The sequence below is a fragment of the Bacteroidia bacterium genome (genome assembly GCA_023228875.1).
Classification (GTDB): Bacteria; Bacteroidota; Bacteroidia; order NS11-12g; family UBA955; genus JALOAG01.
In genome coordinates this window covers 19,582-44,684 of sequence record JALOAG010000002.1, presented here as the reverse complement: position 1 = coordinate 44,684, position 25,103 = coordinate 19,582, and the positions used below count along the sequence as shown (strand labels likewise).

Genomic DNA, 25,103 nt, shown 5'->3' with positions numbered 1-25,103 from the left:
CATAGTGTAAGCGATATCAAACTATTGAAACTAATATTATCCGACAACTTTGATGAAAATGCCTACCTCTATAAAAGACGCATTTTCAGTAACATCAACCACTACGCAATCTGTGATACTGTTAGGTATAACTATCTCAACAAAGTAATGGTTCCTCGAAACTCTCTTGTTCCGCCAAGTTGGTTAACAACCTTGATATAATAAACATAGACATCACCGGGACATTTTGCACCTAAGAAGGTACCATCCCAACCCATATTAGGATTTGTAGTGCTAAAAACTGTTTCCCCCCATTTGTTTACAATCATCATCTTAAATTCCAAAGCATGTTCTGCATTAACCTTGAATTGATTATTGATTTCAGGACCTATATTATCTGGGCTGAAAGCATTGGGAATATATATGTCTAGTGGTGCTGAAATGTAAAGTACACTCTCAACTTCTGCAGAGCATCCATAAATATCTTCTACATACAAGTGAATAGGAATTTCACCTTCAACAGCTTTAATTCGGTGTGAAATAGATATTTGATTCGTATATTCCTTATCCTCTATTAACCATCTTCTCTTTGAAATTGGGAATGAATACTTCCCTGCATCTTGAATTGATACCAAGCGCATATCATTAGGCACGTAAACAGAGGGAGTAGCTGCAATAATTGGTTGAGGTATTGGGCTTATCACTAGGGTATCAGCAAGGACAACCTCGTTCTTACAAACTCCGTTAGTCAACTTTACTTTGAGAGTATAAACACCTGATTTGGCATTTGAGAATATAAAATCACTCTCAGACAAATTAGACTCACCCATTTTATTCTGATTCATATACCACTCAAGTTGAGTTGTATGTAATGTTACATAATGCAACTTGATTTCATTATCTTGCTCACAATAAAACTGTTCAAAAGGTTCAACTGAAATTTGAGGTAATTTCTCAAACTCAATTTCTTTACTATTTTGAACATCCGGGCATATCCCACTTGACGTCTTGAGTGTTAGAATATGTTTGCCGGCATCTGAATCCGGTTGCAACCTTGAATTCACCAAAAGACCGCGGTTCGTTGACAACGAGTTGGAATATTCAAAAGGGAAAGTGCTTTCGTCAAACTGTGGAGTTAATTTAACAAAGACGGGAGTGTTTATACACACTTGACTGTGTAAAGCATTATTAAACCCATCCATGAATGTCATTTCGAATGAAGGTGCTTTATAAACCCAAATCTTAACAGAGTCAGTTGCGATACATCCTAAAACAGGTTCGTTTTCGGAATAAGTTATATAAAATGGTTCTCCAGCCTTAATTTCAGGATCAGTAGGATTGAACAAACTTCCTGTAATCCCCTTGCCTGTCCAATGTCCACTTCCTGAATTCGCATTCAATTGCACATTCTCGCTATTTTGACAATAAATACTATCCATTGAATGAATCCACGAAATATTTGGAATTGTAAAAATATTGACATGTAAATTCGTTGTTTTAGAACAATATTTTGGAGAACTCATAAAATACACATCATACATTCCTGAACTTGTAAACGCAGCAGGATTAAGCAATCCGCCATTTTCGATTACTCCATATACTAATGCTTCAAAAAAACCATCTTCTTTCTTTAATCCAAAATGTTGATAGAGGTCTAACTTATTAGCCGTATTACAGAAATCACCTATCAAATGATCAGTAAAATCGAGTCCGGACTTTTTATAGATGTTAAATGTGTCATAATATTTACATCCATTTTCATCTTGTACCCATGCTCGGAATACAATCATTGTTTTGGAAAAATCTTGTTTCAAGAAGTACCATTCTCCATTATCATTCAATAATTGAGTACCGCCTCCCAACAACTCAAACCCTTGAGAAATATTGACGTGTTGATGCGTTAACAAACCATTTAATACAAATCTACCCGAATCTAAAGAACAAAAAGAAGAATCTTTCGTATGTAAAGTCAATTTCGGATAAGATTTAAGCACAGTAGAAACCGTTTGAACACAACCATCTTTATCTTCAATTTTTGCGTCTAATGCAAAATCACTACCTGCTGGTTTTACAAAAAAAGAAGTACCTAAAGCATCATTCCAATAATATTTAAATGGCGCATTGCCGGAAACTCCCATTGGTACAACAGTGATATTTGTTCCTGCGCATGCAACATAATCGGAAGCTAAAGAGAAAGTTGGAGGAGTATATAGAGGAAGCGTTATTGCACTGACAATAGTTCCTTTACAAACCTGATTTAAACTAAGTTCAACATTGAGTAATCCACCATACAGATGCTCAATTTCTTGTTTCCTTCCCCAATATTCTTTTGTTACTGTATTTGGATAAGTAACCCTCCAAATATACATATTGTCAGGGTATGCGGCAGGTTTACCAACCAATTCCACTTTGCCACAAGACTTCTGCGTTAATGAAATAGACAGGTTTGGAGTAGCATGTACTTTTAAAATAAATGTCTTTGAACTAGTAGCATTCAATGGGCAATTATTATCCGTTACATCGACAGTAACCAAAAAAGTCTTGCCTGCAAAAGAATCAGCAGGTGTCCAACTCAACATTCCGGTATAATAAGGTGTTGTCATGGAACTAGGCGTATAAGACATTCCATCGGGCAGATTATTTGTATTGAAGCTTACATCTTGACTTTCCTTAACAATGATGGGGATTATAATTTTTGAATTGGTGCACACAGTGTATGCATCTTTATCATTTTCAAAAATTGGCTCAACATTAGTTCCTGTAATCGTTCTAATCATAAAATCTCTACGCACCCTACTAACAACGACAAGTCCGCTTGATGAACTTCTTTTCCACTTAGTAATTTCATAAACTAAAGTCCCAACCTGCCCTGAAAATTGAGGTGTATAAACCGTATTTCCCGTTTTGGAGTCAAAATAAAAACCGGTCGGAGGATTGGCAAGCGGATCTGGAGCGCATCCGCTACCACCACAAGATGCGACAGTAAAAGGCATATTGTAACTCATACCCGACACATATTGAATTTCTTTGTCAAAATCACTCAGAGCGGGAACTAATTTAACTGAAATACTATCTGCATCTCCTTGATCAACACCCGGTGAATGAAAAATAGGGCTGCCTGCATTCACCATAAAATTTGGTCTGGAAGTCAACTTTACAGAATTTGTTCTAATACCGGCACAAACATTTAACTCGGAATAATTAAAGAACTTTTCAATGGGTGAATTAGGTGGAGTAATCTCATCTGAACGAGAAAAAATAGAACTTGTAAAAAAGAAATTACAGTATCCGTTTAATTCGTATGACTGAGTATTAAAGTTTGCTATAAAATCATGCACCTCTATTCCACTATTTAAAACAGGTGTGCTTGTCAAATCACAAGCATTGGTCAATCCTACACATGAATTGGTAATATTTGACATTCCTTGACGTGAAATTGTCAATGATGTTAAGAATACTTTTTTACCGGTAATATTATTAAACCCATAAACCTCAATGGGAGGAATTTCTGAACAATTATCGGTACTAACCCCTCCTCCATTGCCGTTGAACTTACATTCGCTACAATCCCTATAAACCTTGAGGTTTAATTTAACATTATATACATCGGTGAAACTATAAACAAGTTCAGAACCAAGCACATGGCTAGCCTTTGTTTCAAATTGAAACAAAAGTAAAAATCCGATAAAAAAGCCTATTGGTAGAGCTCGCTTCATCCGTTCATCTAACTTTATTCAAAGTTAAAACATTATTTTTATTTCACAATACATTCTTTCCACCAATCACTCACATCCTTATTGAACCATCAGTTTGTGAATAAAAAGACCTGTCGTGGTAGCAATACGTATTGAATAGATTCCGGGTTGCAAAGCAGGGCTGCATTGAAAAGATGTTTCGAGAGATTGCATTTCATTATTGTAAACCATACGCCCGGTTACATCAAAAATTTGGATTGAGTTAATTGGATTAAAAGACTCTATAATGAATGCTTCATTTGACTGAATGGGCATTGGAAATACTTTACACTCGGTTTTATGTATTATTTGCGACACATTCGTCAAGTCTCCATTTCCATATCTCAACAAGGTTTCTTCGATTGACTGTTTTATCAAAGCAGAATCATTGTTAGCACCGGGTATCAACTGAAAAGCAAAACGATACTCTACCGTAGCTTGGGAAGCTAAATTCATACTGTCAAAAACAAGCAACAAACTCCTCTTACCTGATATACTTCCAGAATTACTTTCCAACCAATTAAAAGGATGATTATTCTTATCTTCTAAACCAGGATACACATAGCGCACCGAAGTACTGCCATCAACCCCATTTCCGCCATAAGTCAACGCCTTCCCGTTTCTCCATTTGCCGGACAAATAATGCTGAATTTGTTCATTGGTTGTAGGATAACCAGTAACCACGTCATCATCTGTGGTCAAATACATTGTGCCCGCGAGTTTGCGATTTAATGTAATGATTGCAAATGCAGGGATATTATTTCCATAAATTGAATCAGAACCTACCGCATTGAATCCAACCATTGCATTATGCTCCGGATATGATCTGACAAAGTTTGTATTTCCTCCACCCAATATTAAATCAGAACAAACACCTAACTTAAAACCATTGATAGTGTTAGTATTTTTATTGGTTACTAACATTCTATTCAAAATCAAATATTGATTCGTTTCAGGTTGAGTGATGAGATACGCAAAATGTTTAACTTCAATACCTAATCCACTATCTGCACGTGTTCTATTTTTTTTATAGTCATGATAAACTGCAAACACATTGATATCACCTTCAACTACAGGAGACTCACCTAAGTCAGGTTCATACACACCATTACTGTTCCAGTCTATAAAAGGTGCTAATATACCTTCAAATCCGGCAGGCGGATTGATGGGCCAATGCTTTATCTCATCAGGTAAAACATAACCCGGTTTTTTGTAGGATTGAATATGGTTAAGAATAGCTGATTTACTAATCATCCAAGACTTATTCCATTGAGCGCTATCAGGAGTAAAAGTAAATGAAATGTCTAATGGACCGTAAGTAAAATCAGTCGCATTGTCAGTATTCATTGACGCACGCAACTCTCCGGATTGAACTCTTCCTGCAACTAATATTCCAGTATTTGCAATGACAGGTTTGAGGGAACTGCTCGGAAAAAACATTCCCACTGAATCATTACTAAAGCGACCTAAGGGAGTAAAATGAAAATCAAGCTTTGGGCTTTGAACAAACGTATTGTTTTGCTGTCCGTTTGCAGCAAGAGAACAAACAAAAAGCACACACACAAGTAACCGTACATTCATAAAACAAAGTTAAAAGTAAAACGGTTCACAAACAACCTAAAATCTCCAGCGTAACCCTGTATTTAACCCGGTATTTAGAAGAACACTCTTATTTGACTTCCCAAGCGGGTTATTTTTAAAGTTCCACATTGACAAATTGGATTCAACAATCCAAGTAAATTCAGGAGAGATGAGATATCCATACCCAACACCTGCAAAAAAACCTGAATTAAACGCTGTTGAAATTTGATTTGATCTACCTGAAAATGTTTTAAGTTCATTAGTAGCTCCTTGAACCCATACACCTTTATCAAGCGTTACAAGCGTGAGTAACAAACCTCCATTGGCATACACCAAATTTTGTCCAAATCCAATCTCATACTCCACACCTAAAGGAAGCGATAGTTTGTTATATACATTTCGCCCTAAGCCCTTATAATAACTTATGAGTGTGTTAAACGAGGTATCATATTTTACCACTAAAACAGGTGGTGCTCCTGGATCAATTATATACCCGTATGTAGTATCAACACTCATATAAGTTTGACTTTCTGTTCTACTATATTGAATATTAGAAGTCCTATGTAAGAATGAGAATCCTGTGATAAAATTGAATTTATCACTTAGTTTGAATCTGCCCAACACCTTAGCACCCATAGAAAAACGACCGTATTCGCTAAAATTATTCACTTGAGCATTATCATTCCAAATCCCGCCACCAACATTCACTTCTACTTGGTTAAACCATTTGGTTTCAGAGTATCCTTTACGGGGACGTTTAATAGGATTTGGAGTATATAACATATCCTTTGTGGCTACAAATGCATTGTTTTTGGTTAAGGTTGGGTAAAAAGTATGTGTCAATGGTTTATATGAAATCTGGGTTATGTAACTAACCTGCCTCAAAACTTTGTCATGATAAATTGTATGGATTTCATGAATAGACATCTCATCAGATTGTGCAGAAAACTTAAATTCCGGTTGTTTCTCTGTTTCGATATAAGTAAATTCCTGATTTATGTTATTTCTTTTAACCTTCTGAGCAGTGTTCTTAACGTTCTTATTTTCTTTGTTATTATCAAAAACAACATTGTTTGAACCGGCAGACCCGATTGTTTTATTGTTGTATATAGATTCAGAAGTATTAGTAGAATTATTTTCATTTACCCGTTCATGATTTGAATTCACAACAAAATCCGGAATTTGCACATCGTCTTTTATGTCCTCAGACGGACTATTAGAATTTATTTCAGGATCTGATTGTGCAGTGTTAGGTTGATGAACCTGAGCCTGTACCACTTCTTTGTTTGATTTTTGGGTTTTAATAAAAATCCAAGAGCCGCTTAACAACAAACCCACAATCAGAAGAGCCAATGATTTACCTCCAACAAAGGACAATCCTGCTCCCTTGCGGCTTTTACGAGCCATCAATATTTTCTCCATCAATCCCTTAGAGGGCTCAATTTCAAAGTCTTCAAATTGTTTTTTTACAAACTCTTCAAAATTGTTTTCTTTCATAATTTTACTTTTTCAATTTCATTAATTAGTTTTTGCAAATAATTTCTTGCTTTAGCATATTGAGAGCGCGAAGTAGAGTGTCCTATATTGAGTTTTTCTGCAATTTCTTGATGACTAAACCCTTCAATCGCAAACAAATTAAACACCACCCTATATCCTTCCGGCAAACGATTTAGTATTTGAAGCAACTCCTTATGATGGAGGGTATCGGTAGAAAGAATACTTGTCGGGACATCAAAATCGAAGTCATCCATAAAATCCAGCTTTTCTTTTCTAGCTCTTATTTTATTGAGTGCTTCATTTATCATAATTCTTTTAAGCCAACCTTCAAACGACCCTTTTCCGCTATAGCTTGAGATATTGTCAAAGACCTTAATGAATCCTTCTTGAAGGATATCCTCTGCCTCAAGCATATCTTTAGCATATCGGCAGCAGAGACCCAACAATTTAGGAGCATATTTTTTGTATAATGCTTCTTGTGCTTGTCGTTTCTCCTTAATACATCCTTGTATGATATCTTCCTCTGTCATCATCTCTGCAAAAAAGGCAAAACCAAAAGCAAAAATCAGCTTTTATACTATTACTAAGACACATAATTTAATTAAATGTTGCCTGACAAAATACTTTTTTCCTAATTTCATTATCCAATTTGCCAAGCCAAACAAAAAAGTGCATTTTTGCACTTCTCAAAACTAACTAATTCAAAAACACGTGAAAGAAGTAGAATTAATCCTTCCCAAGATGGGTGAAAGTATTGCAGAAGCTACCATTACGAAATGGCTTAAAAATGAAGGCGACAAAATTGCCAATGACGAAGCCGTTGTAGAAATTGCTACAGATAAAGTTGACTCTGAAGTCCCTTCTACTTTTGAAGGAGTTTTAGTAAAAAAACTTTTTTCTGAAGGACAAGTAGCTCCGGTGGGCGCACCTATTGCAATCATTGGTATTGAGAGCAACGCAGGAGACTCCACTTCTCAACCAACTACAGAATCACCTACTCAAAACCGCAACATGGCTGCATCTGTAGAACAAGCTATTGATGTAATCAATAAGGATATACAGAGTGCACAAATATCAACACAGCCTTTATCCAATGCAGATGCAAGCAGATTTTATTCCCCCTTGGTATTAAACATTGCCAAAACAGAGGGAATCTCAATGGAAGCACTTGAAAACATTGCAGGCACAGGTGCAAATGGCAGAGTTACCAAAAGAGATATTTTGGCATTTATTGAAAATGGACAACAACAACCTTCTATTTCAGGTGTTCAACCAACTCCGGTTATAAACACAACAAACAAGGCTGGAGAGCAAGCTGCAACCTTAGTTAGAAATATTCAAGCACCTAAAATAACCTTAATGGAAGGTGACGAAATAATTGAGATGGACAGGATGAGAAAGCTCATTTCTGAACACATGGTAATGAGCAAAACGGTTTCTCCTCATGTTACCTCATTCGTTGAAGCTGATGTAACAAATTTAGTGCTTTGGAGAAATAAAGTTAAAAACTCATTTGAAAAACGCGAAGGTGAGAAAATTACATTTACACCTATATTTATTGAGGCAATTGCGAAAGCAATCAAAGACATGCCAATGATAAATGTAAGTTTAGATGGAGACAAAATTATCAAAAGAAAAGCAATTAATATAGGAATGGCAACAGCATTGCCTTCAGGAAATTTAATTGTACCTGTAATTAGAAATTCTGACACACTAAATCTTGTAGGACTTTCAAAAGTTGTAAATGATTTAGCAAAACGAGCCCGTGAAAACAAACTCAAACCAGATGAAACATCAGGAGGCACATTTACAATTACCAATGTAGGCACATTTGGAAATGTAATGGGCACTCCTATCATAAACCAACCACAAGTTGCCATATTAGCTACCGGAGCAATCAGAAAAAAGCCTGCTGTTATCGAAACACCGCAAGGTGATATGATAGGAATCAGACATATGATGTATTTATCTCTATCTTACGACCATAGGATAGTTGATGGCGCATTGGGTGGTGCTTTTGTTAGAAAAGTAGCTGATTACCTCGAAGACTTTGATTATAAGAGATATATATAAAATATCTACAAATCGCTTTCATCTTAAATAATTTTAAAGACAAAATGCAATTATTTTTTATCGTGATTCTTTGACGGATTGTGCGATATTATAGATTGTCATTCTTGTTTCCTAGAATCTTATCATTAATTTTGCTCCCGAAATTTTAATAAATATCCAAAATGACAACTGACAAAATAAACACTCCAAGTGAAAGATTAAAAATCATTTGTGAAACTTATTATGGTGGAAACAAATCAAAAATGGCTAAAGAATTAAATGTTAGCTATCAAAACATTAACAATTACATTGAAAAAGGTAAAAAACCTTCATTTGAAGTAATTCAAAGTATCTATGAAGTTTTCAAAAACAGAATCAGTACAGAATGGCTGATATTAGGCACAGGCGACATGTTTGTTAGCGGCATTATTAATCCACACGCTCCCACCTCCTCTTCTACCACACATAACGGCACAGGAGCATCCTCAACTTCTTCTAACAAAATTGTTGACTACCAATCTCTAATCATAGAATTGCAACAAAAAGTTATCAGACAACTTGAAAAATAACTAGTTAAAGAAAAAATTAAATAAAAAAGCCTCTTTAGTTTACAAAGAGGCTTTTTTATTTATTGCAACACTGATTTAATAAATGATAAAACATCCTCTCTTCCATCCTTAGTGAGCGATGAACAAACAAATTGCATTGGTAGTTCCTCCCAATTTTCCTTCAAAACAACATTATATGCTTGAATCTTTAACTCCCTTTCTCCGGATTTAACCTTATCTGATTTTGTAAAAATGATTACAAATGGGACTTGGTTTACAGCACACCATTCCATAAAATCCAGATCAATTTGTTGCGGAGGCAATCTAAAATCTATTAACAAAAAAACACAAAACAATTGTTTACGATTTTTGATATAACCACTCACCAATTCGCTCATTCCCGCTCTTTCGGTCATTGATGTTTTTGCATAACCAAATCCGGGCAAATCAATCAACATCCAATTAGTATCAATTTCAAAGCATACAATTTGCTTGGTTTTCCCGGGTTTTGAAGAGGTGAGTGCTAATTCTTTTCTACCTGCAAGCATATTTATCATTGACGATTTGCCAACATTTGATCTGCCAATAAAGGCAAACTCTGGTTTATTAAAATCAGGCATCTTCTTATAGTTTGGGTAAGAAGCCTTAAACAGGGCACTTTTAACTAATTTGTCACTCATACAAAGTTTGTAAAAAAGGGGATTTAAAGACTATATTTGCCCCTCCAAAATACACCCGCGAATATAGTCCAAATACATGCAAGTAGCACAAAACAACGTAAAACCGGATATGGATTCTACGCTTGGCAAAAAAGACCAAGTTGTAGAAATGTTTGATTCCATTTCGCGTAGATATGATTTCTTAAACCGGTTCTTATCTCTTGGCATTGATCAATCATGGAGAAAGAATGCTATCAAGCGTATTGCCACTGTAAATCCGAAGCATATACTTGATGTTGCTACAGGAACAGCCGACCTTGCAATTGCAGCTATCAAATATTCAAATCCTGAATCTATTATTGGTGTTGACATATCACAGGGAATGTTAAATATTGGTATAGAAAAAGTTAAGAAACTCGGGTTACAAGAAACTATTTCCCTGCACATTGCAGACTCTACTCACCTTCCTTTTGATGACAACACTTTTGATGCTGTTACGGTTGGATTTGGAGTAAGAAACTTTGAAAACATGCATAAAGGACTTGCGGAGATTTATAGGGTAATTAGACCCGGAGGCATGATTGCCGTGTTGGAATTTTCTCAACCCACCACAATTATCGTTAAACAATGTTACAACTTTTATTTTAAGACAATTTTACCTGCTTGGGGGCGTTTAGTATCAGGGAACAATAAAGCATATACTTATTTACCTGCATCAGTGCTGGCTTTCCCTGACGGACAAAGATTTTTAGACATATTGAATAACTTAGGGTTTAAAGAGTCAAAGCAAAAAAAATTAACGTTTGGGATTTGCAGTTTATACACAGCCATAAAGTAATTCCGGTCTTTATCCTGCTTTTATTTGGGTTTTCAGTTAATGCTCAAAAAATAAAACGTACCAGGGGGGGAGAAATTGATCCGATGCGGTATGAGGTCAACCCTTTTCACATGGGCTTTACAATCACCGGAGATTATGGCAAATTTAAGATTACCCCGGTTCAAAATATTCTTAGTCAAGATTCATTGTTAAGTATTCGCACTCAGGGCTTCCCTGGATTTGGTTTAGGGGGAATCATGAATTTAAGACTCAGCAGTCATTGGCATTTGCGGGCATTGCCACAACTACATTTTGAACAGCGAAATGTTTTTTTTCAATTCAAAGACAGAACAGATATGATTGAAGTAGAAAGTGTTTCGTTCGACTTACCTCTTCTAGTTAAATATCGTGGGAAGCGTCATAATAATTACAACCTGTATGTGATTGGAGGTACAAGATTTACTCATGATTTTAGTGCAAAACAAGACAAACAGCGCGGACCTTTGATTAAGCAAATTGCGCTGAAAAAGCAATCTGTTTCATATGAATTTGGATTTGGTTTAGATATTTATACTCAATACTTCAAATTTTCTCCTGAAATAAAAATGTCAAACTCCATCACCAATATGATTTCAAAGGATTCATATATCTACAATGGCTCTATCGATTTTTTACAAACCAGATTATTTCAGATTTCCTTTCACTTTGAATAAATGAAATTTACGATTCAGCATACATCCAAAGAAAGCAATGCAAGAACAGGTTTAATTGAAACTGCTCATGGTACAATTGCTACACCGGTTTTTATGCCGGTTGGAACACAAGCTACCGTAAAGGGTATATACAGAGAACAACTTCACAGTGATTTATTGGCAAAAATCATTTTAGGGAACACATACCATCTTTATTTACGTCCGGGCACAGATATTATTAAACAAGCTGGCGGACTTCATAAGTTTATTGGATGGGAAAACGCTATGCTCACAGACAGCGGAGGTTTTCAAGTGTATTCACTGTCTGAAAACAGAAAACTTAAAGAAGAAGGAGCCGAATTCAAATCACATATAGATGGCTCAAAACATTTCTTTACGCCTGAGAACGTTATGGATATTCAGCGTGCAATTGGTGCAGACATCATTATGGCATTTGACGAATGTGCTCCCTACCCATGCGATTACGAATATGCCAAGAACAGTATGGAATTGACACACCGTTGGCTAACTCGTTGTATAACTCGATTTGACAACACAGAACCACTATATGGCTATCCACAGACGCTGTTCCCAATTGTGCAGGGAAGCACTTATATTGATTTGCGAAAACGTTCTGCTGAATTTGTAGCATCGTGTGAACGAGAAGGCAATGCAATCGGAGGTGTTTCTGTTGGCGAGCCTACTGAAAAGATGTATGAAATTACAGAAACTGTTTGTGCAATATTACCAAAGGACAAACCGCGTTACCTTATGGGTGTCGGCAAGCCTGAGAACATCTTAGAAGGAATTGCAATGGGAGTTGATATGTTTGATTGCGTGATGCCTACTCGAAACGGTAGAAATGGCACTGTCTTTACAACACAAGGCATCATCAATTTAAAAAACACAAAATGGAAAGATGATTTTACTCCATTAGACCCTCTCCTCACTCCTGAATATTCCAAAGCATACATCAAGCATTTGTGTATGGCGCAAGAAATGCTCTTTGCAATGGTGGCAAGTCTTCAAAATTTAAGGCTATACATGTGGTTAGTTGAGACTGCGCGTGAAAAGATTAAAGACAATACTTTTGAAAGCTGGAAAAGGCAAATACTTCCTATACTAACAAGCAGACTATAATCGAATGCTCAAAAAGTTGGATAAATATATTATCAAAACATTTCTGACCACATTTCTGGTAACATTAGGCTTGTTCAGTATTATTATTATTGTCTTTGATATAGGTGAAAAGCTAGATGATTTTTTAACCAATAAAGCACCATTAAAAGAAATTATCTTCCAATACTATTTCAATTTTATTCCTCAGATAATGAATATGTTCAGTCCGATATTTGTTTTTGTATCGGTAATATTCTTTACTTCTAAGATGGCACAACGAACGGAGATTGTAGCAATGTTAGCCTCCGGTATTTCCTATTTAAGATTTTTACGACCTTATATTATTACGGCAATGTTGTTGGGAATAGCGACATTCTTCCTCAACGGATGGATTATCCCTCACGCAGACAAAAAGAGGGCTGAGTTTGAAAATAAATATACCAGGAATATGCTTCATTCTCGTTCGGGTATTCATCGTCAAATACGACCGGACATGTTCCTTTCTATTGATTGGTTTAGCCAATACGATAGCTCCGGCACTAATATTACGTTAGAGCAATATCAAGACGGACAACTCTTATCAAAAACCTATGCAAGGCGCATCAGTTATAATTACGAAGCAAATAAATGGCAACTTCAAGATGTATTTTCTCGTACATACAACAAAGATGGAAGCCAAACCATTAACAGCTACAACACTTTAGACACTGCCATTCTTTTTGATCCTTCAGATTTCTTTTTGCGCATAGAAGATTTGCAAACTTTTGACAACAATGAGTTAAACAATATTATTCAAGCCGAATTGGAAAGAGGTTCCGAGAACGTATATTTATATACCACAGAAAAATACAGACGGATGGCTTCGCCATTTTCTACTTTTATTTTAACCATCATTGGTGTGTGTGTTTCATCAAAAAAATCTCGCGGTGGTATCGGAGTAAACTTAGGAATCGGGATAGGTTTGAGTTTTGGGTTCCTGTTCATAGTACAGTTTTTCAATAGTTATGGTGCAACAGGGTTAATTAGCGCACCTTTAGCCGTAACAATCCCCAATATTCTATACTTGGGTGTTGCGTGGATATTATATAGAAAAGTACAGAAATAGTAGAAGAAACCTTTACTATTGATATACTTTGACAATGATTAGCATTTTGCTTGTCACCTTGAATTTTATATTTTTGCACCCCACTATAAACAAACCAGATTATGGCAAAAGCATCAGACTTATCTAACGGAGCTATCATCCGTTTCAATGGCGAACTCTATCAAATAGTTGAATTTATTCACAGAACACCTGGAAACCTACGGGCATTCTATCAAGCAAAGATGAAAAATCTAATGAATGGCAAATCTGCCGAATATCGTTTCAGCACTGACGAGTCAGTTGAAATGGTAAGAGTGGAAGTGCGCGAATTACAATATTTATATAAAGACGGAAACAGCCTTGTATGTATGGATGGTGAAACTTTTGAACAAATCTATATACCTGAACAAATGTTTGGAGACACTGCAAAGTTTATGAAAGAAGAAATGAAAGTACTTGCTTCATTTGAAGGCGACAAAGTGATCTCTGCTACCGGACCGAATCATGTAGAATTAATGATTACTTATACAGAGCCGGGTGTAAAAGGAGATACTGCTACCAACACCCTTAAACCTGCTACATTAGAGACCGGTGCAGAAGTAATGGTGCCTCTTTTTTGTGATGAAGGACAAAAAATCAAAATTGATACCCGCACAGGACAATACGTTGAAAGGGTTAAATAACAGCTTTACAGAATGAAATTCTTAACAACAGAAGATAATTTTCTTGGAATTGAAGATCCAAGACTATATGAATACGGCTCAAGTAAAATAGTCATCCAATCTTTTCCATATGAACATACATCTTCATATTTACAAGGTTCTAACAAAGGACCTGAAGAGATTTTAAAGGCTTCTCACTTTGTCGAGTTTTATGATGAAGAAACTGATCATGAAGCATATCAAAAAGTAGGAATCTGCACCTTAGAGCCTTATGATATTGCGGGAAGAGTAAACAAAGAAGCTATTGATTTTCTTTATGAAAAGACCAAAGAACAAATAGCAAACAACAAATTTGTTGTAACCCTTGGGGCTGAACACTCTATTGCCGTTTCTATGGTACGCGCTTACCAAGAAAAATATTCCAATATTAAATGCTTACAGATTGATGCTCACTCTGATTTAAGAACTGCCTATCAAGATAATCCATATTCGCACGCAAGTGCATTAGCGCGTGTGTTTGACTTGGGTGTTCCGCTTACACAAGTAGGAATCAGAGCACAATGCAAAGAAGAAGCAATGCTTATAAAAAACAATCCGGACACAATTCATACTTGGTATGCTCACATGGTACACAGTACCCCCGATTGGATAGACAAAGTAGTAGAGACACTCAAAGGCGCTCCGGTCTATGTTACCATAGATGCAGATGGATTTGACCCATCCGTTATGCCTGCCGTTGGTACCGCAGAACCTAACGGGCTTACATGGCATCAAGGCACACAATTGCTTAAAAAAGTTGCAGAAAAATGCAATGTTGTTGGTTTTGACATTGTTGAAATTGCCCCAAGGGAAAATGAAATTTTAACACAATTTAATTGTGCTAAATTACTCTACAAATTCATTTCTTACCTTTCATTTTACAATAGAATATAATGCATGATGGATTTGGATAAGGCAAGGATTTATTTGGACAACGCTGCCACAACACCACTTGACAGCAGAGTTCTTGAATCAATGCAACCGCTCCTATCTGAAGTATTTGGCAACCCCTCTTCTATTCATGCAGAAGGAAGAAAAGCTAAAACTATCTTAGAGCAATCCAGAAAAAAAATTGCACAACTCTTAAATGTAAACGCCTCTGAAATCATTTTTACATCAGGGGGGACTGAAGCAGATAATACTGCAATCAGGATGTCTGTTGCCTCCTTAGGAGTGCAACATATTATCACCTCTCCTATTGAACATCATGCGGTATTGCATACTGTTGAAGATCTTGAAAATTACGGCAAAGTAAAAGTGCATTATTTAACTGTAAACCGTCATGGCGAAATTCGCTTAGATGAGTTAGAACAGAAGTTACAAAATTTGTCGCATTGTCTAGTGATCCTAATGCATGGCAACAATGAAATCGGCACCTTATATAATCTTGAAAGCATCGGACAATTGTGTAAACAATACAATGCATTGTTCCATTCAGACACCGTACAAACTATGGGTCATTACCCAATTAATTTAGGTGCGCTGCCAATTGATTTTGCAACCGGTTCCGCCCATAAATTCAACGGACCTAAAGGAGTCGGGTTTTTATATGTTAGAAAAAGTAACAAGATTGCTCCGTTTATAACAGGGGGAGGGCAAGAACGCGGACATAGAGCCGGCACAGAGAATATTGCCGGTATCGCAGGCATGGCTAAAGCACTGGAGATTTCTCTGAATGAGTTGGAACATGATAGAAAACATATTGAAAATCTAAAGAGTATTTTCAAAAAATCATTACAAAAACAATTTCCGGAGATTGAGTTTATAGGTTCAGACAAAGGGCTTTATACTGTTCTTAACACATCATTTCCGCCTTGGTTGCCTGCCGACATATTGTTGTTTCAATTAGATTTAAATGGCATTGCTGTTTCTGCCGGGAGTGCTTGTGCATCAGGAGCAAGCAAAGGATCGCATGTATTAGAAGCAATTGGAGCTGACCCTCATAGAAATTATATACGATTTTCATTCGGAAAATTCAATAAAGAAGAAGAGATTAAGACCGCAGTAGAAAGAGTTTCAGACATTCTTAATGAGAAAACAACTAAAAAATGACGGAACAAGAACTCATTTATGGTGTGGCATTGAAAAGTGTCCCTAACATTGGGGATAAAACGGCAAAAAGTCTAATCGCCTATTGTGGCTCAGCAGAAGCCGTATTTCAATCAAAAAAATCCGGTTTGCTTAAAATTCCTGATATAGGAGAAAAATCCGCAGAATCAATCATCAAATTCAAAGACTTTGACAGAATTGCCCAAGAAATCAAGTTTGCTCAATCCAAGGGAATCAACATTTACTTTTACTTTGACAAAGAATATCCTCAACGGTTAAAAGATTGTGTGGATTCACCTTTATTTCTTTTTGTAAAAGGAAATACCGACTTAAACGCCCAACGTGTATTAGCAGTAATAGGCACTCGTAATGCTACTCAATATGGACGCGAATTTTGCTATTCATTAGGACAAGCACTAATGGGCACAAATTGTCTGATTGTGAGTGGACTTGCATTTGGAATTGACACATACGCTCATAAAGAAGCACTGAATAACCAACTTCCTACAGCAGCCATTCTGGGACACGGACTAAAAACCATTTCACCACCGAGAAATCGAAGTCTCGCAAAAGAGATTTTAGATGAAGGCGGAGCATTGATTACAGAACATTTCTCTGACGAACCTCCAAACCCTGAGAACTTCCCAAAAAGAAACAGAATTGTTGCTGGAATGTGTGACGGTCTAATCATTGTTGAGAGCGGTAACAGAGGAGGAGCAATGATTACAGCCGAGCTTGCTTGGGGATATGACAGAGAAATATATGCTGTGCCCGGTCGGATTACAGATATTTATTCTCAAGGTTGTAATAAACTTATCAGCACAAACAAAGCTATGAGCGTAGAGAGTGCCGAAAAGCTGGTAGAATATTTAGGATGGAATCAACAAAGTAACAAAAACACACGTCCTTTTGCTTTAGAACAAAACCTTTCGGAGCAAGAAAAACGAATATATAATCAAATGCGCTCAGGAGAAAAACATATTGATACTCTTTTTGCAGAATCCGGAATAGGATTGAGTGAACTCTCAATGATACTGCTTGATTTGGAATTCAAGGGAATAGTAATATCACTGCCGGGCAAGGTTTACAAAATCCGTTCATAATGAAACAACGATTCAAATCCATATTCAAAGCATATTTCACCTTTTATTACTACGAAAAAATTGTAGTCTGGATTTTCGTGATACTCATGCTTTCCTTGTCTGCCGCATTTTTCATAATCAATAATTACACCGCCAAACAGCAATTCATTTCAACCAATCCTTCCTTGCGCGACTCATTAGAAGCACTCATTGCTTTTCAAAAGGAAAGACAAAACAAGGATTCCACCCTTTTTGCCTTTAACCCCAACACCGCAAATCGCGAAACACTGTTAGCACTTGGGTTCTATCCAAAGCTCGCTGACAGATTAATCAAATACAGAGAAAAAGTAACGCTGAAATCCCCCGATGACTTGAAAAAAATTTATGGAATCGATGACGCATTTGTGGAGAAGCTCTCCCCTTTTATGATATTTGAATATCAAATCAATACGTCAAAACCAATCCAAAACAATTTTGTTTCACACTCCAATTCAGCAAACACGCTCAAAATTGACTTAAACACGGCTCAAGAAGAAGAATTGATGTTACTTAAAGGCATTGGCGTTGCTTTAAGTAAAAGGATAGTCAATTACAGACAGAAATTAGGAGGATTTTTTGACCCATCACAACTTTTAGAAGTTTGGGGTATTGACTCCTCTTTACTGTCAAAAAACGATTCAATCATCTTTTTGGATATTAAAAAAATCAACAAAATCACAATCAACACTGCTGAATGGAAAGACTTGGTCAAACATCCTTATATAGACAACAAAACAGCCTCATTGATTATCAATTACCGTATGCATCATGGCGACTATCATTCTATTGAAGATCTTTATAAAATCAAAGCTTTGAAGGCATCGGATATTGAAAAAATTGAACCTTATATAGACTTTAAACAATCAACAGAGATTTAAAGATTCAAATTCTAACAAACCAATTCTCAAAGCGATAGACAAATAACTTATTAAGAAATTAAATATTATTTTCGCAGACTTAAGAAGAATTAGCCAACAATATGAATTTCGAAATTACAGAAAGCCAAAAACTTATTCGTGAAACTTGCCGTGACTTTGCAGAAAAGTATATCCGACCTGAGTACAAAACATGGGACGAGTCACAAGAATTCCCAATTGATTTATTCAAAAAAATGGGAGAATACGGCTTAATGGGCATTTTAGTTCCTGAAAAATACAACGGCTCCGGCTTGGGTTATTTTGAGTATATGGATGCCATTATCGAAATATCCAAAATATGCGGGTCAATCGGTCTTTCAATGGCTGCTCACAATTCACTGTGTACCGGTCATATTTTACAGTTTGGCAATGAGGAGCAAAAATTAAAATGGCTCCCAAAATTAGCCACAGGTGAATGGATCGGGGCATGGGGCTTAACCGAAGCAAATACAGGCTCTGATGCTATGCGTATGCAATGTGTGGCAAAACAAGATGGTAATGATTGGGTTATAAATGGCTCTAAGAATTGGATAACACATGGCAAATCAGGTCAAGTTGCCGTAGTTTTAGCAAGAACCGGAGAGCTGTTAGACTCACACGGAATTACTGCTTTTGTAGTTGAAAGAGGCACCCCCGGTTTTAAAGCAGGTAAAAAAGAAAACAAATTGGGAATGAGAGCATCCGAAACTGCTGAAATGATTTTTGAAGATTGCAGGGTACCTAAGGAAAATATTCTTGGTAACGTTGGCGAAGGTTTTATTCAATCCATGAAAATATTAGACGGTGGACGAATTTCAATTGCCTCCCTGTCTTTAGGTATTGCAATTGGGGCTTATGAAGCTGCATTGCAGTATTCAAAAGAAAGACATCAGTTCGGAAAACCTATTTCAGATTTTCAAGCCATTGGATTCAAATTAGCAGACATGAAAACCCAAATCGAAGCAGCAACACTGTTAACTCAACAAGCTGCTGACTTAAAAAACAAAGGGTTAAGAGTCAATAAAGAATCTGCATTTGCAAAATACTATGCTTCTGAAGTTGCAGTTAAATGTGCTACAGAAAGCGTTCAAATTTTTGGAGGTTACGGTTATACAAAAGACTTCCCTGCTGAAAAATACTACAGGGATTCCAAACTTTGTACTATTGGAGAAGGTACTTCTGAAATTCAAAAGCTTGTTATAGCAAGGGATATATTAAAATAAGAGAATTTACTTTTTGACACTTGTCAATACAAAAAAGATTTTTATATTTGCGAACCCAAAAAAAGGAAGTGGATCAATGCTAATAGTAAACATCAAAGAAAACGAGTCATTAGACAAAGCTTTAAAGAAATTCAAAAAGAAATTTGAAAGAACCGGAGTTGTTAAAGAACTTAGAGAAAGACAAGCTTTCACTAAGCCTTCTATTAAAAAGAGAAAGCAATTAATTAAAGCACGCTATCGCCAGCAAATGCAACGTGCAGAAATGGCGTAATAACTTTGAAACATAACGAATATGTAAGCTGTCCAACAGGACAGCTTTTTTTTGCCATAGTTTTTCAAGCCGAAAACTTTTAGAAAAACAGCTAACCATTCGTTCCCACGTAGTTGAACATGTATTCAAACACCGTAAATAACATACAAGAAAAGCCTCTGCTTATTACATACTCCGAACATTCGCTTTCACAAAATCAGCAACTAAATAGCTGATTAATTTTCCAATTATATTGGGGTTTTTATCATCACCTAAGGAGGGCGCAGCTTCACAAATATGAAGATAGGAAACATTTCGGCTGGAAGCAAGCACATGTAAAAACCTTCTCATCTGTTCTATATGAAAGCCGCTTGCAGTCATGGCGCTGCTGGGCACAAAAGCCAAAGAATCTAAATCCAACTCTATTCCAAAAGATGTTGAATTAATAAAATCAGTGGCCATTAACAATTCTTCTTCAAAATCCTTTTCATGTCTGATTGCCATTTGTTCAAACGTGTTGAAATGAATACAGCTTTGTTTGTCGTTCATTTCTTTAAAAATGGCTTCGGAAGTATAACATTCATGTATCCCGAAAACAAAGTATTTGTTCAAAAAACCTTGACTATAAGCATAAGAGAATCCATTTCCTGAATGTCTTCCTTCCAACGCTCTAAAATCAGTGTGAGCATCAAAATTAATAGCATTAATACCTTTTCCCTTTGCTTGTGCGGTTCCTTTAATATTGCAATACGCATTATTATGTCCCCCTCCAATGATTATCGGGATTTTACCATTTGCTACAATCTGCTTTACAATAGGTACAAGCATTTCATCAATTTCAGACACTAAATCTCTAAGTTTGTTTAGTTCTGAAGGAATGGCAGGATTCAGAGGTTGGGCTTGCTGCATTTGCTTATGGGTATCTACATATCCCAAGACCAATATTTCATTGCCATGCAAAAGTTGGTTAGACTGAATATTTACAAAATTCTTTAACGTATTTTCCCAAGCAGTAGCGGCTCCGGGTCGTCCGAAATTTGCTTTTACTCCAACGTCTTCTGGTACACCTAAAAGGACAAATTTTGATACAGATTTTGCAAGATAACTTTCAACACTTTCGTCTTGAGGCACAGTGTCTAAGCATTCACCCAACTTTGTCTCCCCCACCCTCACAGCAGTAAGACTTTGTAAGTCAACTTTTGAAACCGAAATCAGATTTTTCATAGTAATATCAGATGCGAAAGTATGATTTTAACAAGCGATGCAAATACAGTATCAGGATTTTTATTTCAGCACCGTAACAGTACCTTGTTGCTTGTGGAAACTATCATCCCAACCCTTATATGTAGCAATCCAAATAAAGACATTATCGAAAGATTCTTGACCGAAATAGTTTCCATCCCATTGAAACCCTTTATTGTCAGTTTCAAATACTTTCTCACCCCAGCGATTGAAAACTTTAATATTAAACTCTTTCACAAAAACCGGAACAAAACCCCAAACTTCATTTGTACCATCTCCATTGGGGCTAAAGGCATTAGGTACATGCAACAAAGGCGGTTGAACCAAGTAAATTGTATTAGATGAGCTGACTGCATTAAACCTTTGTCCAGTGTCTTGTTGTTGATAAGCATCAACATGGTAATAATAACCTCCCCACCAATAGTCAAGATCTCCATCTCTATAACTATTCACGGACTGAACAACACTTACAATCGGTCTCAAACTTCCGGTATCCACACTACGACTTAAAACATATTCTTTGACACCCGAATCCCATTTGCGATAAGGATTCCAATTTAAGTCAAAATACCAACGTTCTGAAACTCCTTTGAGTACAATATTACAACCCAAATTTGAAGTATCACTGATATGTCCGCATTTATCAACCACCTGCAAACAATAACAATATGACTCCTTGCTCACATCAAAAGTCCTGTCTGTAAAGACAGTATCTGACACATTAGTAACATCAGTAAGTTCCCTCCAAACAATCTGCCCTTGTACATTTTGCCCTCTATACAATCTATACCCTTTAAAATCATCTTCATGGCTCATAGACCAAACCACTTGTACGCTTTTATTGTCTTCAGGCACAGTAACAGTAATGAGTTGACTGCCAACAATGGGGGATTCATACTCATCTTTGGAACAAACCATATAATCAAGTGTATCGGTTCTGCCACAAATATTTTCAGTTACAATGAAGTAGCAATAATTCTGTATTTTCAAATCTAAAATACCGTCCTGAATAATAAAATCTGACTTACCATTCAAAATAGTCTTAACCAAATGCAAGGTACCATCAGGATATTTGCAAATAAGATAGGCTTTTGCAAAATAAGCATCTGTGTCAAAATCTTTCCATTCAATTTTAGTCTCATTTTTCAGTAAATAGTCAAGACACAAAATATCAGGACCATGGGCTAAAGGGGGTTCTGTAACTAAGATTTTAATATAAGCAAAAGATGAATCACTGTGAGGACAACCTCCATCTTCGATTTTTACTTTCAAATAAATCGTATCACCGGTCAAATGATCACAATTAGGCTTCCAAGAAAAGGATGCCCAAACCGTGTCTGTATTAGGCAATGTAGTAACTTGTATATGAGGCAAAGGGATACTACCATTGATATAGTCAGAGGTGAAAGAAAGTTTGAGTACATCGTCCTTATCTGTATCGGTTCCAAAATATGAGAAATTCAAAGTCTGTCCAACCATAACAGTAAAAACAGTATCGCTAACAACAGGCTTCTTATTCAATTGATCCATATCGAATTTAAAGAGTGCGTTATTGCAATTGCTACTCTTGTTAACCCTGCTAAATGCTCCTTCTGTAGTGGGGAACAAGCTATTGTTGGAACAGCCTGCACAAACAGAATGATAAATCACTCCTCTGGCATCAAATCGGCTCGTGCCCCCATCTACGTGTTCATAAGCACTTGCAAACGGAGTGGATTTTCCACCCATATAAGTAGCATAGATTAACTCTCGCATATCCTTTGCAAACACTGCTAACCAAAAATCAGAACCATCCGTAGTTTTCTGAAAAGCATCCGGACTTATGGGCATACCATAAGTAGAACCATTGCTGAAACCATAAAGCGAATTAACCTGTCCACCCCAACCTGAGACATAAATTTTGCCGCAATCATCAATCAAAAATGCTGTTGGCGAAATATCGCTGGTATTGTGTCCAGAGCCAATAGTTGTTGAGAAAACAACACTTTTTAAATCCTTATTATACTTAGCCACAAACTGCGTTGCACCATCGTTTTTATATACATTACCCGTAACAGGAAATTTGCCTAAAGTTTGTCCAAACACATAAGGAAAGCCCTCCTTGTCTGTTTTAATCATATAACATTGATCATAGTCATCAGTTCCTACTAAGGTACCGGCAAGCAATCCTCCGGTTTCTTTTTGAATACGAATAATATAGCCGTCAGGTTTGTTTCCGCTCATAAACGACCTTTGCCCTCCTAATGTTTTAAAGAATTCTCCATTATTTGTACCTCCGCACACAAACACATCGTTGTCAGTACCTAAAGCAATTCCAAAGGCTGCATCTAAATTTTTAAAATCTCCTACCTTTCCTGTCCCTATATAACTACTCCAAAGCAGCGTAGATAAATCACTGCTAAGTTTAAAAGCTACACCACTTTGAGGACTGTAATAGGTAGAAACAAATGGATTTACCAAAGGAAAATCCAATGAACTCGATGTGGAAGCTACATAAACATTATCAAATTCATCTACAATTACTTCACCCCTAAAGTCATCTGCGTAATTAGCCAACAATGGCAATTCTGCCATTGTGTATTGTGTCAAATCTCCATTAATACCATCATTTCCAACACCTCCAACCAACGCAGAAGACACGAGAGATTTCCCGTCCGGGCTGAATATTGAAACAAAAATATTGTAATTTACATTCGGTGAATTATGATTATCATAACTCAAATGCTGTTGTGTTTTTGGGAAGTCACTTGAGCGTGTAGAACCAAACACAACCAACCTGTCTTTATTATTCACAACCATACTGTGTGGTTGGTCATTGTGGGTTCCCCCTAAAAATGTTCCAAACAACAGTTTAGAACCATCTTGTGAATACTTATGAATCCCACAGTCTCGGGCCGGATAAGAAAATTTTCCGGAAGGGCTTTCATTCACTCCGCCATTAAATGTAAGTTGGTATGCACCGGCAGATACCGGGAATCCTTGTGTATCATTAAAATTGAAATTGTAAACCGTTCCTCCGGCATAACCATTTCCTGACAAATCATAAGTTGCCGTAAAACCAAAATTATCGGCATCGGACCCTGAGTAAGTGGAGAAAACTAAAATCGGGTCGATAATCAGACTATGCCTGCGGCTAAACTTGGACTTCAATTTAAAACTTAAAATATTACCATCAATAGCAAACTCGCAAGGAATGGATTTTGTTTCACCTGCAATCTCTTGATAAACAACTGGGGGCAACTCTTTCATTACACCTAAACTTGTTTGTATTTCAAACCCATCTTGTGTTAATCTAAGATTATCGGCACCTTCATATTGTATTTTTATCAATTCAGGATTGCCTCCTGCTCTCACAATGAAGTTATATTTAATTCCAATTGCATTGTGAAGTATTTGAAGGTCAATATTGGGATAAACATCTTTATATAACACTTCTTTATATGCCCTTAATCCACTGAACCACTTACTCTGATCTTGAGAAAGGTAAAAGTTAAAATATGCCTCACTTGGTTCAAAATTCTCAATAACAGGAATGGTGTTTGCATTCAAAAACTTAGACTTAACGACTTGTACGGGAAGTATTGTTTTTGTATATCTGTCATGTTGAAGTTTATGGAGCGAGTCTGAATTATATAGAATCCAAGTCATTCCTTGTTTTTCGAGAAAAATAAAACCACCCTTGATTGCAGCTTTCATTACAAAATCGCCTTCCCATTGACCCAGATTTTTAACAAAACCTTCTTGAGCCTTTAGTGTAGCAGGATTTACTCCTAATGAAAATAAGAGCAACAGCAAGATTAAGCGCATCAATTCCCGCATGAAAGAACAAAAATAAGTGATTTTAGGGTTCGTTGTCGTA

At 36.5% G+C, this 25,103-nt stretch carries 20 protein-coding genes; 13 read left to right on the top strand and 7 right to left on the bottom strand.

Features of this window, described 5'->3' with window-relative positions:
• Positions 1 to 131: 131 nt before the first annotated feature.
• The 4 genes from M0R38_03195 to M0R38_03180 form a co-directional block, all read right to left on the bottom strand.
• Positions 132 to 3,695, bottom strand: a complete 3,564-nt coding sequence (locus M0R38_03195) for a gliding motility-associated C-terminal domain-containing protein (protein MCK9480752.1) — start codon at positions 3,693 to 3,695, stop codon at positions 132 to 134.
• 78 nt (positions 3,696 to 3,773) lie between these two features.
• Entirely contained in the window at positions 3,774 to 5,294 is a 1,521-nt protein-coding gene (locus tag M0R38_03190) for a T9SS type A sorting domain-containing protein (GenBank protein MCK9480751.1), read from the bottom strand.
• A gap of 36 nt (positions 5,295 to 5,330) precedes the next feature.
• Complete coding sequence (locus M0R38_03185) at positions 5,331 to 6,791, bottom strand: hypothetical protein (GenBank protein ID MCK9480750.1); 1,461 nt, start codon at positions 6,789 to 6,791, stop codon at positions 5,331 to 5,333.
• Positions 6,788 to 7,324, bottom strand: a complete 537-nt coding sequence (locus M0R38_03180; GenBank protein ID MCK9480749.1) for a sigma-70 family RNA polymerase sigma factor — start codon at positions 7,322 to 7,324, stop codon at positions 6,788 to 6,790. The genes M0R38_03185 and M0R38_03180 overlap by 4 nt, the downstream gene beginning before the upstream one ends.
• A 178-nt stretch (positions 7,325 to 7,502) precedes the next feature.
• On the opposite strand from M0R38_03180, the gene M0R38_03175 reads away from it, so the two are divergent.
• On the top strand, positions 7,503 to 8,864 hold the full coding sequence (locus M0R38_03175; GenBank protein MCK9480748.1) for a 2-oxo acid dehydrogenase subunit E2: 1,362 nt from the start codon (positions 7,503 to 7,505) through the stop codon (positions 8,862 to 8,864).
• A gap of 161 nt (positions 8,865 to 9,025) precedes the next feature.
• Positions 9,026 to 9,412 carry a helix-turn-helix transcriptional regulator gene (locus M0R38_03170; GenBank protein MCK9480747.1) on the top strand — a complete coding sequence of 129 codons (387 nt, stop codon included), beginning with the start codon at positions 9,026 to 9,028 and terminating at the stop codon, positions 9,410 to 9,412.
• A gap of 59 nt (positions 9,413 to 9,471) precedes the next feature.
• Here M0R38_03170 and yihA read toward each other — a convergent pair whose 3' ends face one another.
• On the bottom strand, positions 9,472 to 10,071 hold the full coding sequence (yihA, locus tag M0R38_03165) for a ribosome biogenesis GTP-binding protein YihA/YsxC (GenBank protein ID MCK9480746.1): 600 nt from the start codon (positions 10,069 to 10,071) through the stop codon (positions 9,472 to 9,474).
• Between the two features lie 76 nt (positions 10,072 to 10,147).
• On the opposite strand from yihA, the gene ubiE reads away from it, so the two are divergent.
• From ubiE to rpsU, 11 genes are all read left to right on the top strand, one after another.
• The gene (ubiE, locus tag M0R38_03160) at positions 10,148 to 10,888 is read left to right on the top strand and encodes a bifunctional demethylmenaquinone methyltransferase/2-methoxy-6-polyprenyl-1,4-benzoquinol methylase UbiE (protein ID MCK9480745.1); all 741 of its coding nucleotides are present in this window, start codon (positions 10,148 to 10,150) and stop codon (positions 10,886 to 10,888) included.
• Between the two features lie 110 nt (positions 10,889 to 10,998).
• Positions 10,999 to 11,580, top strand: coding sequence for a PorT family protein (locus M0R38_03155; protein MCK9480744.1), 582 nt, complete (start codon positions 10,999 to 11,001; stop codon positions 11,578 to 11,580).
• Entirely contained in the window at positions 11,581 to 12,699 is a 1,119-nt protein-coding gene (tgt, locus tag M0R38_03150; GenBank protein ID MCK9480743.1) for a tRNA guanosine(34) transglycosylase Tgt, read from the top strand.
• Between the two features lie 4 nt (positions 12,700 to 12,703).
• Positions 12,704 to 13,783 carry an LptF/LptG family permease gene (locus M0R38_03145; GenBank protein ID MCK9480742.1) on the top strand — a complete coding sequence of 360 codons (1,080 nt, stop codon included), beginning with the start codon at positions 12,704 to 12,706 and terminating at the stop codon, positions 13,781 to 13,783.
• Between the two features lie 101 nt (positions 13,784 to 13,884).
• On the top strand, positions 13,885 to 14,445 hold the full coding sequence (gene efp / locus M0R38_03140; protein MCK9480741.1) for an elongation factor P: 561 nt from the start codon (positions 13,885 to 13,887) through the stop codon (positions 14,443 to 14,445).
• Positions 14,446 to 14,457: 12 nt separating this feature from the next.
• Positions 14,458 to 15,357 carry an agmatinase gene (gene speB, locus M0R38_03135; GenBank protein ID MCK9480740.1) on the top strand — a complete coding sequence of 300 codons (900 nt, stop codon included), beginning with the start codon at positions 14,458 to 14,460 and terminating at the stop codon, positions 15,355 to 15,357.
• Positions 15,358 to 15,360: 3 nt separating this feature from the next.
• Entirely contained in the window at positions 15,361 to 16,515 is a 1,155-nt protein-coding gene (locus tag M0R38_03130) for a cysteine desulfurase (protein ID MCK9480739.1), read from the top strand.
• Positions 16,512 to 17,615, top strand: a complete 1,104-nt coding sequence (gene dprA / locus M0R38_03125) for a DNA-processing protein DprA (protein ID MCK9480738.1) — start codon at positions 16,512 to 16,514, stop codon at positions 17,613 to 17,615. Before M0R38_03130 ends, dprA begins: the two co-directional genes overlap by 4 nt.
• Positions 17,615 to 18,511: a helix-hairpin-helix domain-containing protein gene (locus tag M0R38_03120; GenBank protein MCK9480737.1), complete on the top strand. Its 897-nt coding sequence runs from the start codon at positions 17,615 to 17,617 to the stop codon at positions 18,509 to 18,511. The genes dprA and M0R38_03120 overlap by 1 nt, the downstream gene beginning before the upstream one ends.
• 101 nt (positions 18,512 to 18,612) lie before the next feature.
• Entirely contained in the window at positions 18,613 to 19,752 is a 1,140-nt protein-coding gene (locus M0R38_03115; protein MCK9480736.1) for an acyl-CoA dehydrogenase family protein, read from the top strand.
• A gap of 76 nt (positions 19,753 to 19,828) precedes the next feature.
• Positions 19,829 to 20,023: a 30S ribosomal protein S21 gene (rpsU, locus tag M0R38_03110; protein ID MCK9480735.1), complete on the top strand. Its 195-nt coding sequence runs from the start codon at positions 19,829 to 19,831 to the stop codon at positions 20,021 to 20,023.
• Between the two features lie 165 nt (positions 20,024 to 20,188).
• On the opposite strand, the gene M0R38_03105 is transcribed toward rpsU, so the two are convergent.
• Both M0R38_03105 and M0R38_03100 read right to left on the bottom strand, forming a co-directional pair.
• Positions 20,189 to 21,226 carry a formimidoylglutamase gene (locus M0R38_03105; protein MCK9480734.1) on the bottom strand — a complete coding sequence of 346 codons (1,038 nt, stop codon included), beginning with the start codon at positions 21,224 to 21,226 and terminating at the stop codon, positions 20,189 to 20,191.
• Positions 21,227 to 21,286: 60 nt separating this feature from the next.
• Positions 21,287 to 25,063 carry a gliding motility-associated C-terminal domain-containing protein gene (locus M0R38_03100; protein MCK9480733.1) on the bottom strand — a complete coding sequence of 1,259 codons (3,777 nt, stop codon included), beginning with the start codon at positions 25,061 to 25,063 and terminating at the stop codon, positions 21,287 to 21,289.
• Positions 25,064 to 25,103: the final 40 nt, after the last annotated feature.

What these genes read in the sequence shown, in the direction of transcription:
- M0R38_03195 (MCK9480752.1), bottom strand. Translation starts at nt 3,695, where the DNA reads ATGAAGCGAGCTCTACCAATAGGCTTTTTTATCGGATTTTTACTTTTG.
- M0R38_03190 (MCK9480751.1), bottom strand. Translation starts at nt 5,294, where the DNA reads ATGAATGTACGGTTACTTGTGTGTGTGCTTTTTGTTTGTTCTCTTGCT.
- M0R38_03185 (MCK9480750.1), bottom strand. Translation starts at nt 6,791, where the DNA reads ATGAAAGAAAACAATTTTGAAGAGTTTGTAAAAAAACAATTTGAAGAC.
- M0R38_03180 (MCK9480749.1), bottom strand. Translation starts at nt 7,324, where the DNA reads ATGATGACAGAGGAAGATATCATACAAGGATGTATTAAGGAGAAACGA.
- M0R38_03170 (MCK9480747.1), top strand. Translation starts at nt 9,026, where the DNA reads ATGACAACTGACAAAATAAACACTCCAAGTGAAAGATTAAAAATCATT.
- yihA (MCK9480746.1), bottom strand. Translation starts at nt 10,071, where the DNA reads ATGAGTGACAAATTAGTTAAAAGTGCCCTGTTTAAGGCTTCTTACCCA.
- ubiE (MCK9480745.1), top strand. Translation starts at nt 10,148, where the DNA reads ATGCAAGTAGCACAAAACAACGTAAAACCGGATATGGATTCTACGCTT.
- M0R38_03155 (MCK9480744.1), top strand. Translation starts at nt 10,999, where the DNA reads ATGGGCTTTACAATCACCGGAGATTATGGCAAATTTAAGATTACCCCG.
- tgt (MCK9480743.1), top strand. Translation starts at nt 11,581, where the DNA reads ATGAAATTTACGATTCAGCATACATCCAAAGAAAGCAATGCAAGAACA.
- M0R38_03145 (MCK9480742.1), top strand. Translation starts at nt 12,704, where the DNA reads ATGCTCAAAAAGTTGGATAAATATATTATCAAAACATTTCTGACCACA.
- efp (MCK9480741.1), top strand. Translation starts at nt 13,885, where the DNA reads ATGGCAAAAGCATCAGACTTATCTAACGGAGCTATCATCCGTTTCAAT.
- speB (MCK9480740.1), top strand. Translation starts at nt 14,458, where the DNA reads ATGAAATTCTTAACAACAGAAGATAATTTTCTTGGAATTGAAGATCCA.
- M0R38_03130 (MCK9480739.1), top strand. Translation starts at nt 15,361, where the DNA reads ATGATGGATTTGGATAAGGCAAGGATTTATTTGGACAACGCTGCCACA.
- dprA (MCK9480738.1), top strand. Translation starts at nt 16,512, where the DNA reads ATGACGGAACAAGAACTCATTTATGGTGTGGCATTGAAAAGTGTCCCT.
- M0R38_03120 (MCK9480737.1), top strand. Translation starts at nt 17,615, where the DNA reads ATGAAACAACGATTCAAATCCATATTCAAAGCATATTTCACCTTTTAT.
- M0R38_03115 (MCK9480736.1), top strand. Translation starts at nt 18,613, where the DNA reads ATGAATTTCGAAATTACAGAAAGCCAAAAACTTATTCGTGAAACTTGC.
- rpsU (MCK9480735.1), top strand. Translation starts at nt 19,829, where the DNA reads ATGCTAATAGTAAACATCAAAGAAAACGAGTCATTAGACAAAGCTTTA.
- M0R38_03105 (MCK9480734.1), bottom strand. Translation starts at nt 21,226, where the DNA reads ATGAAAAATCTGATTTCGGTTTCAAAAGTTGACTTACAAAGTCTTACT.
- M0R38_03100 (MCK9480733.1), bottom strand. Translation starts at nt 25,063, where the DNA reads ATGCGGGAATTGATGCGCTTAATCTTGCTGTTGCTCTTATTTTCATTA.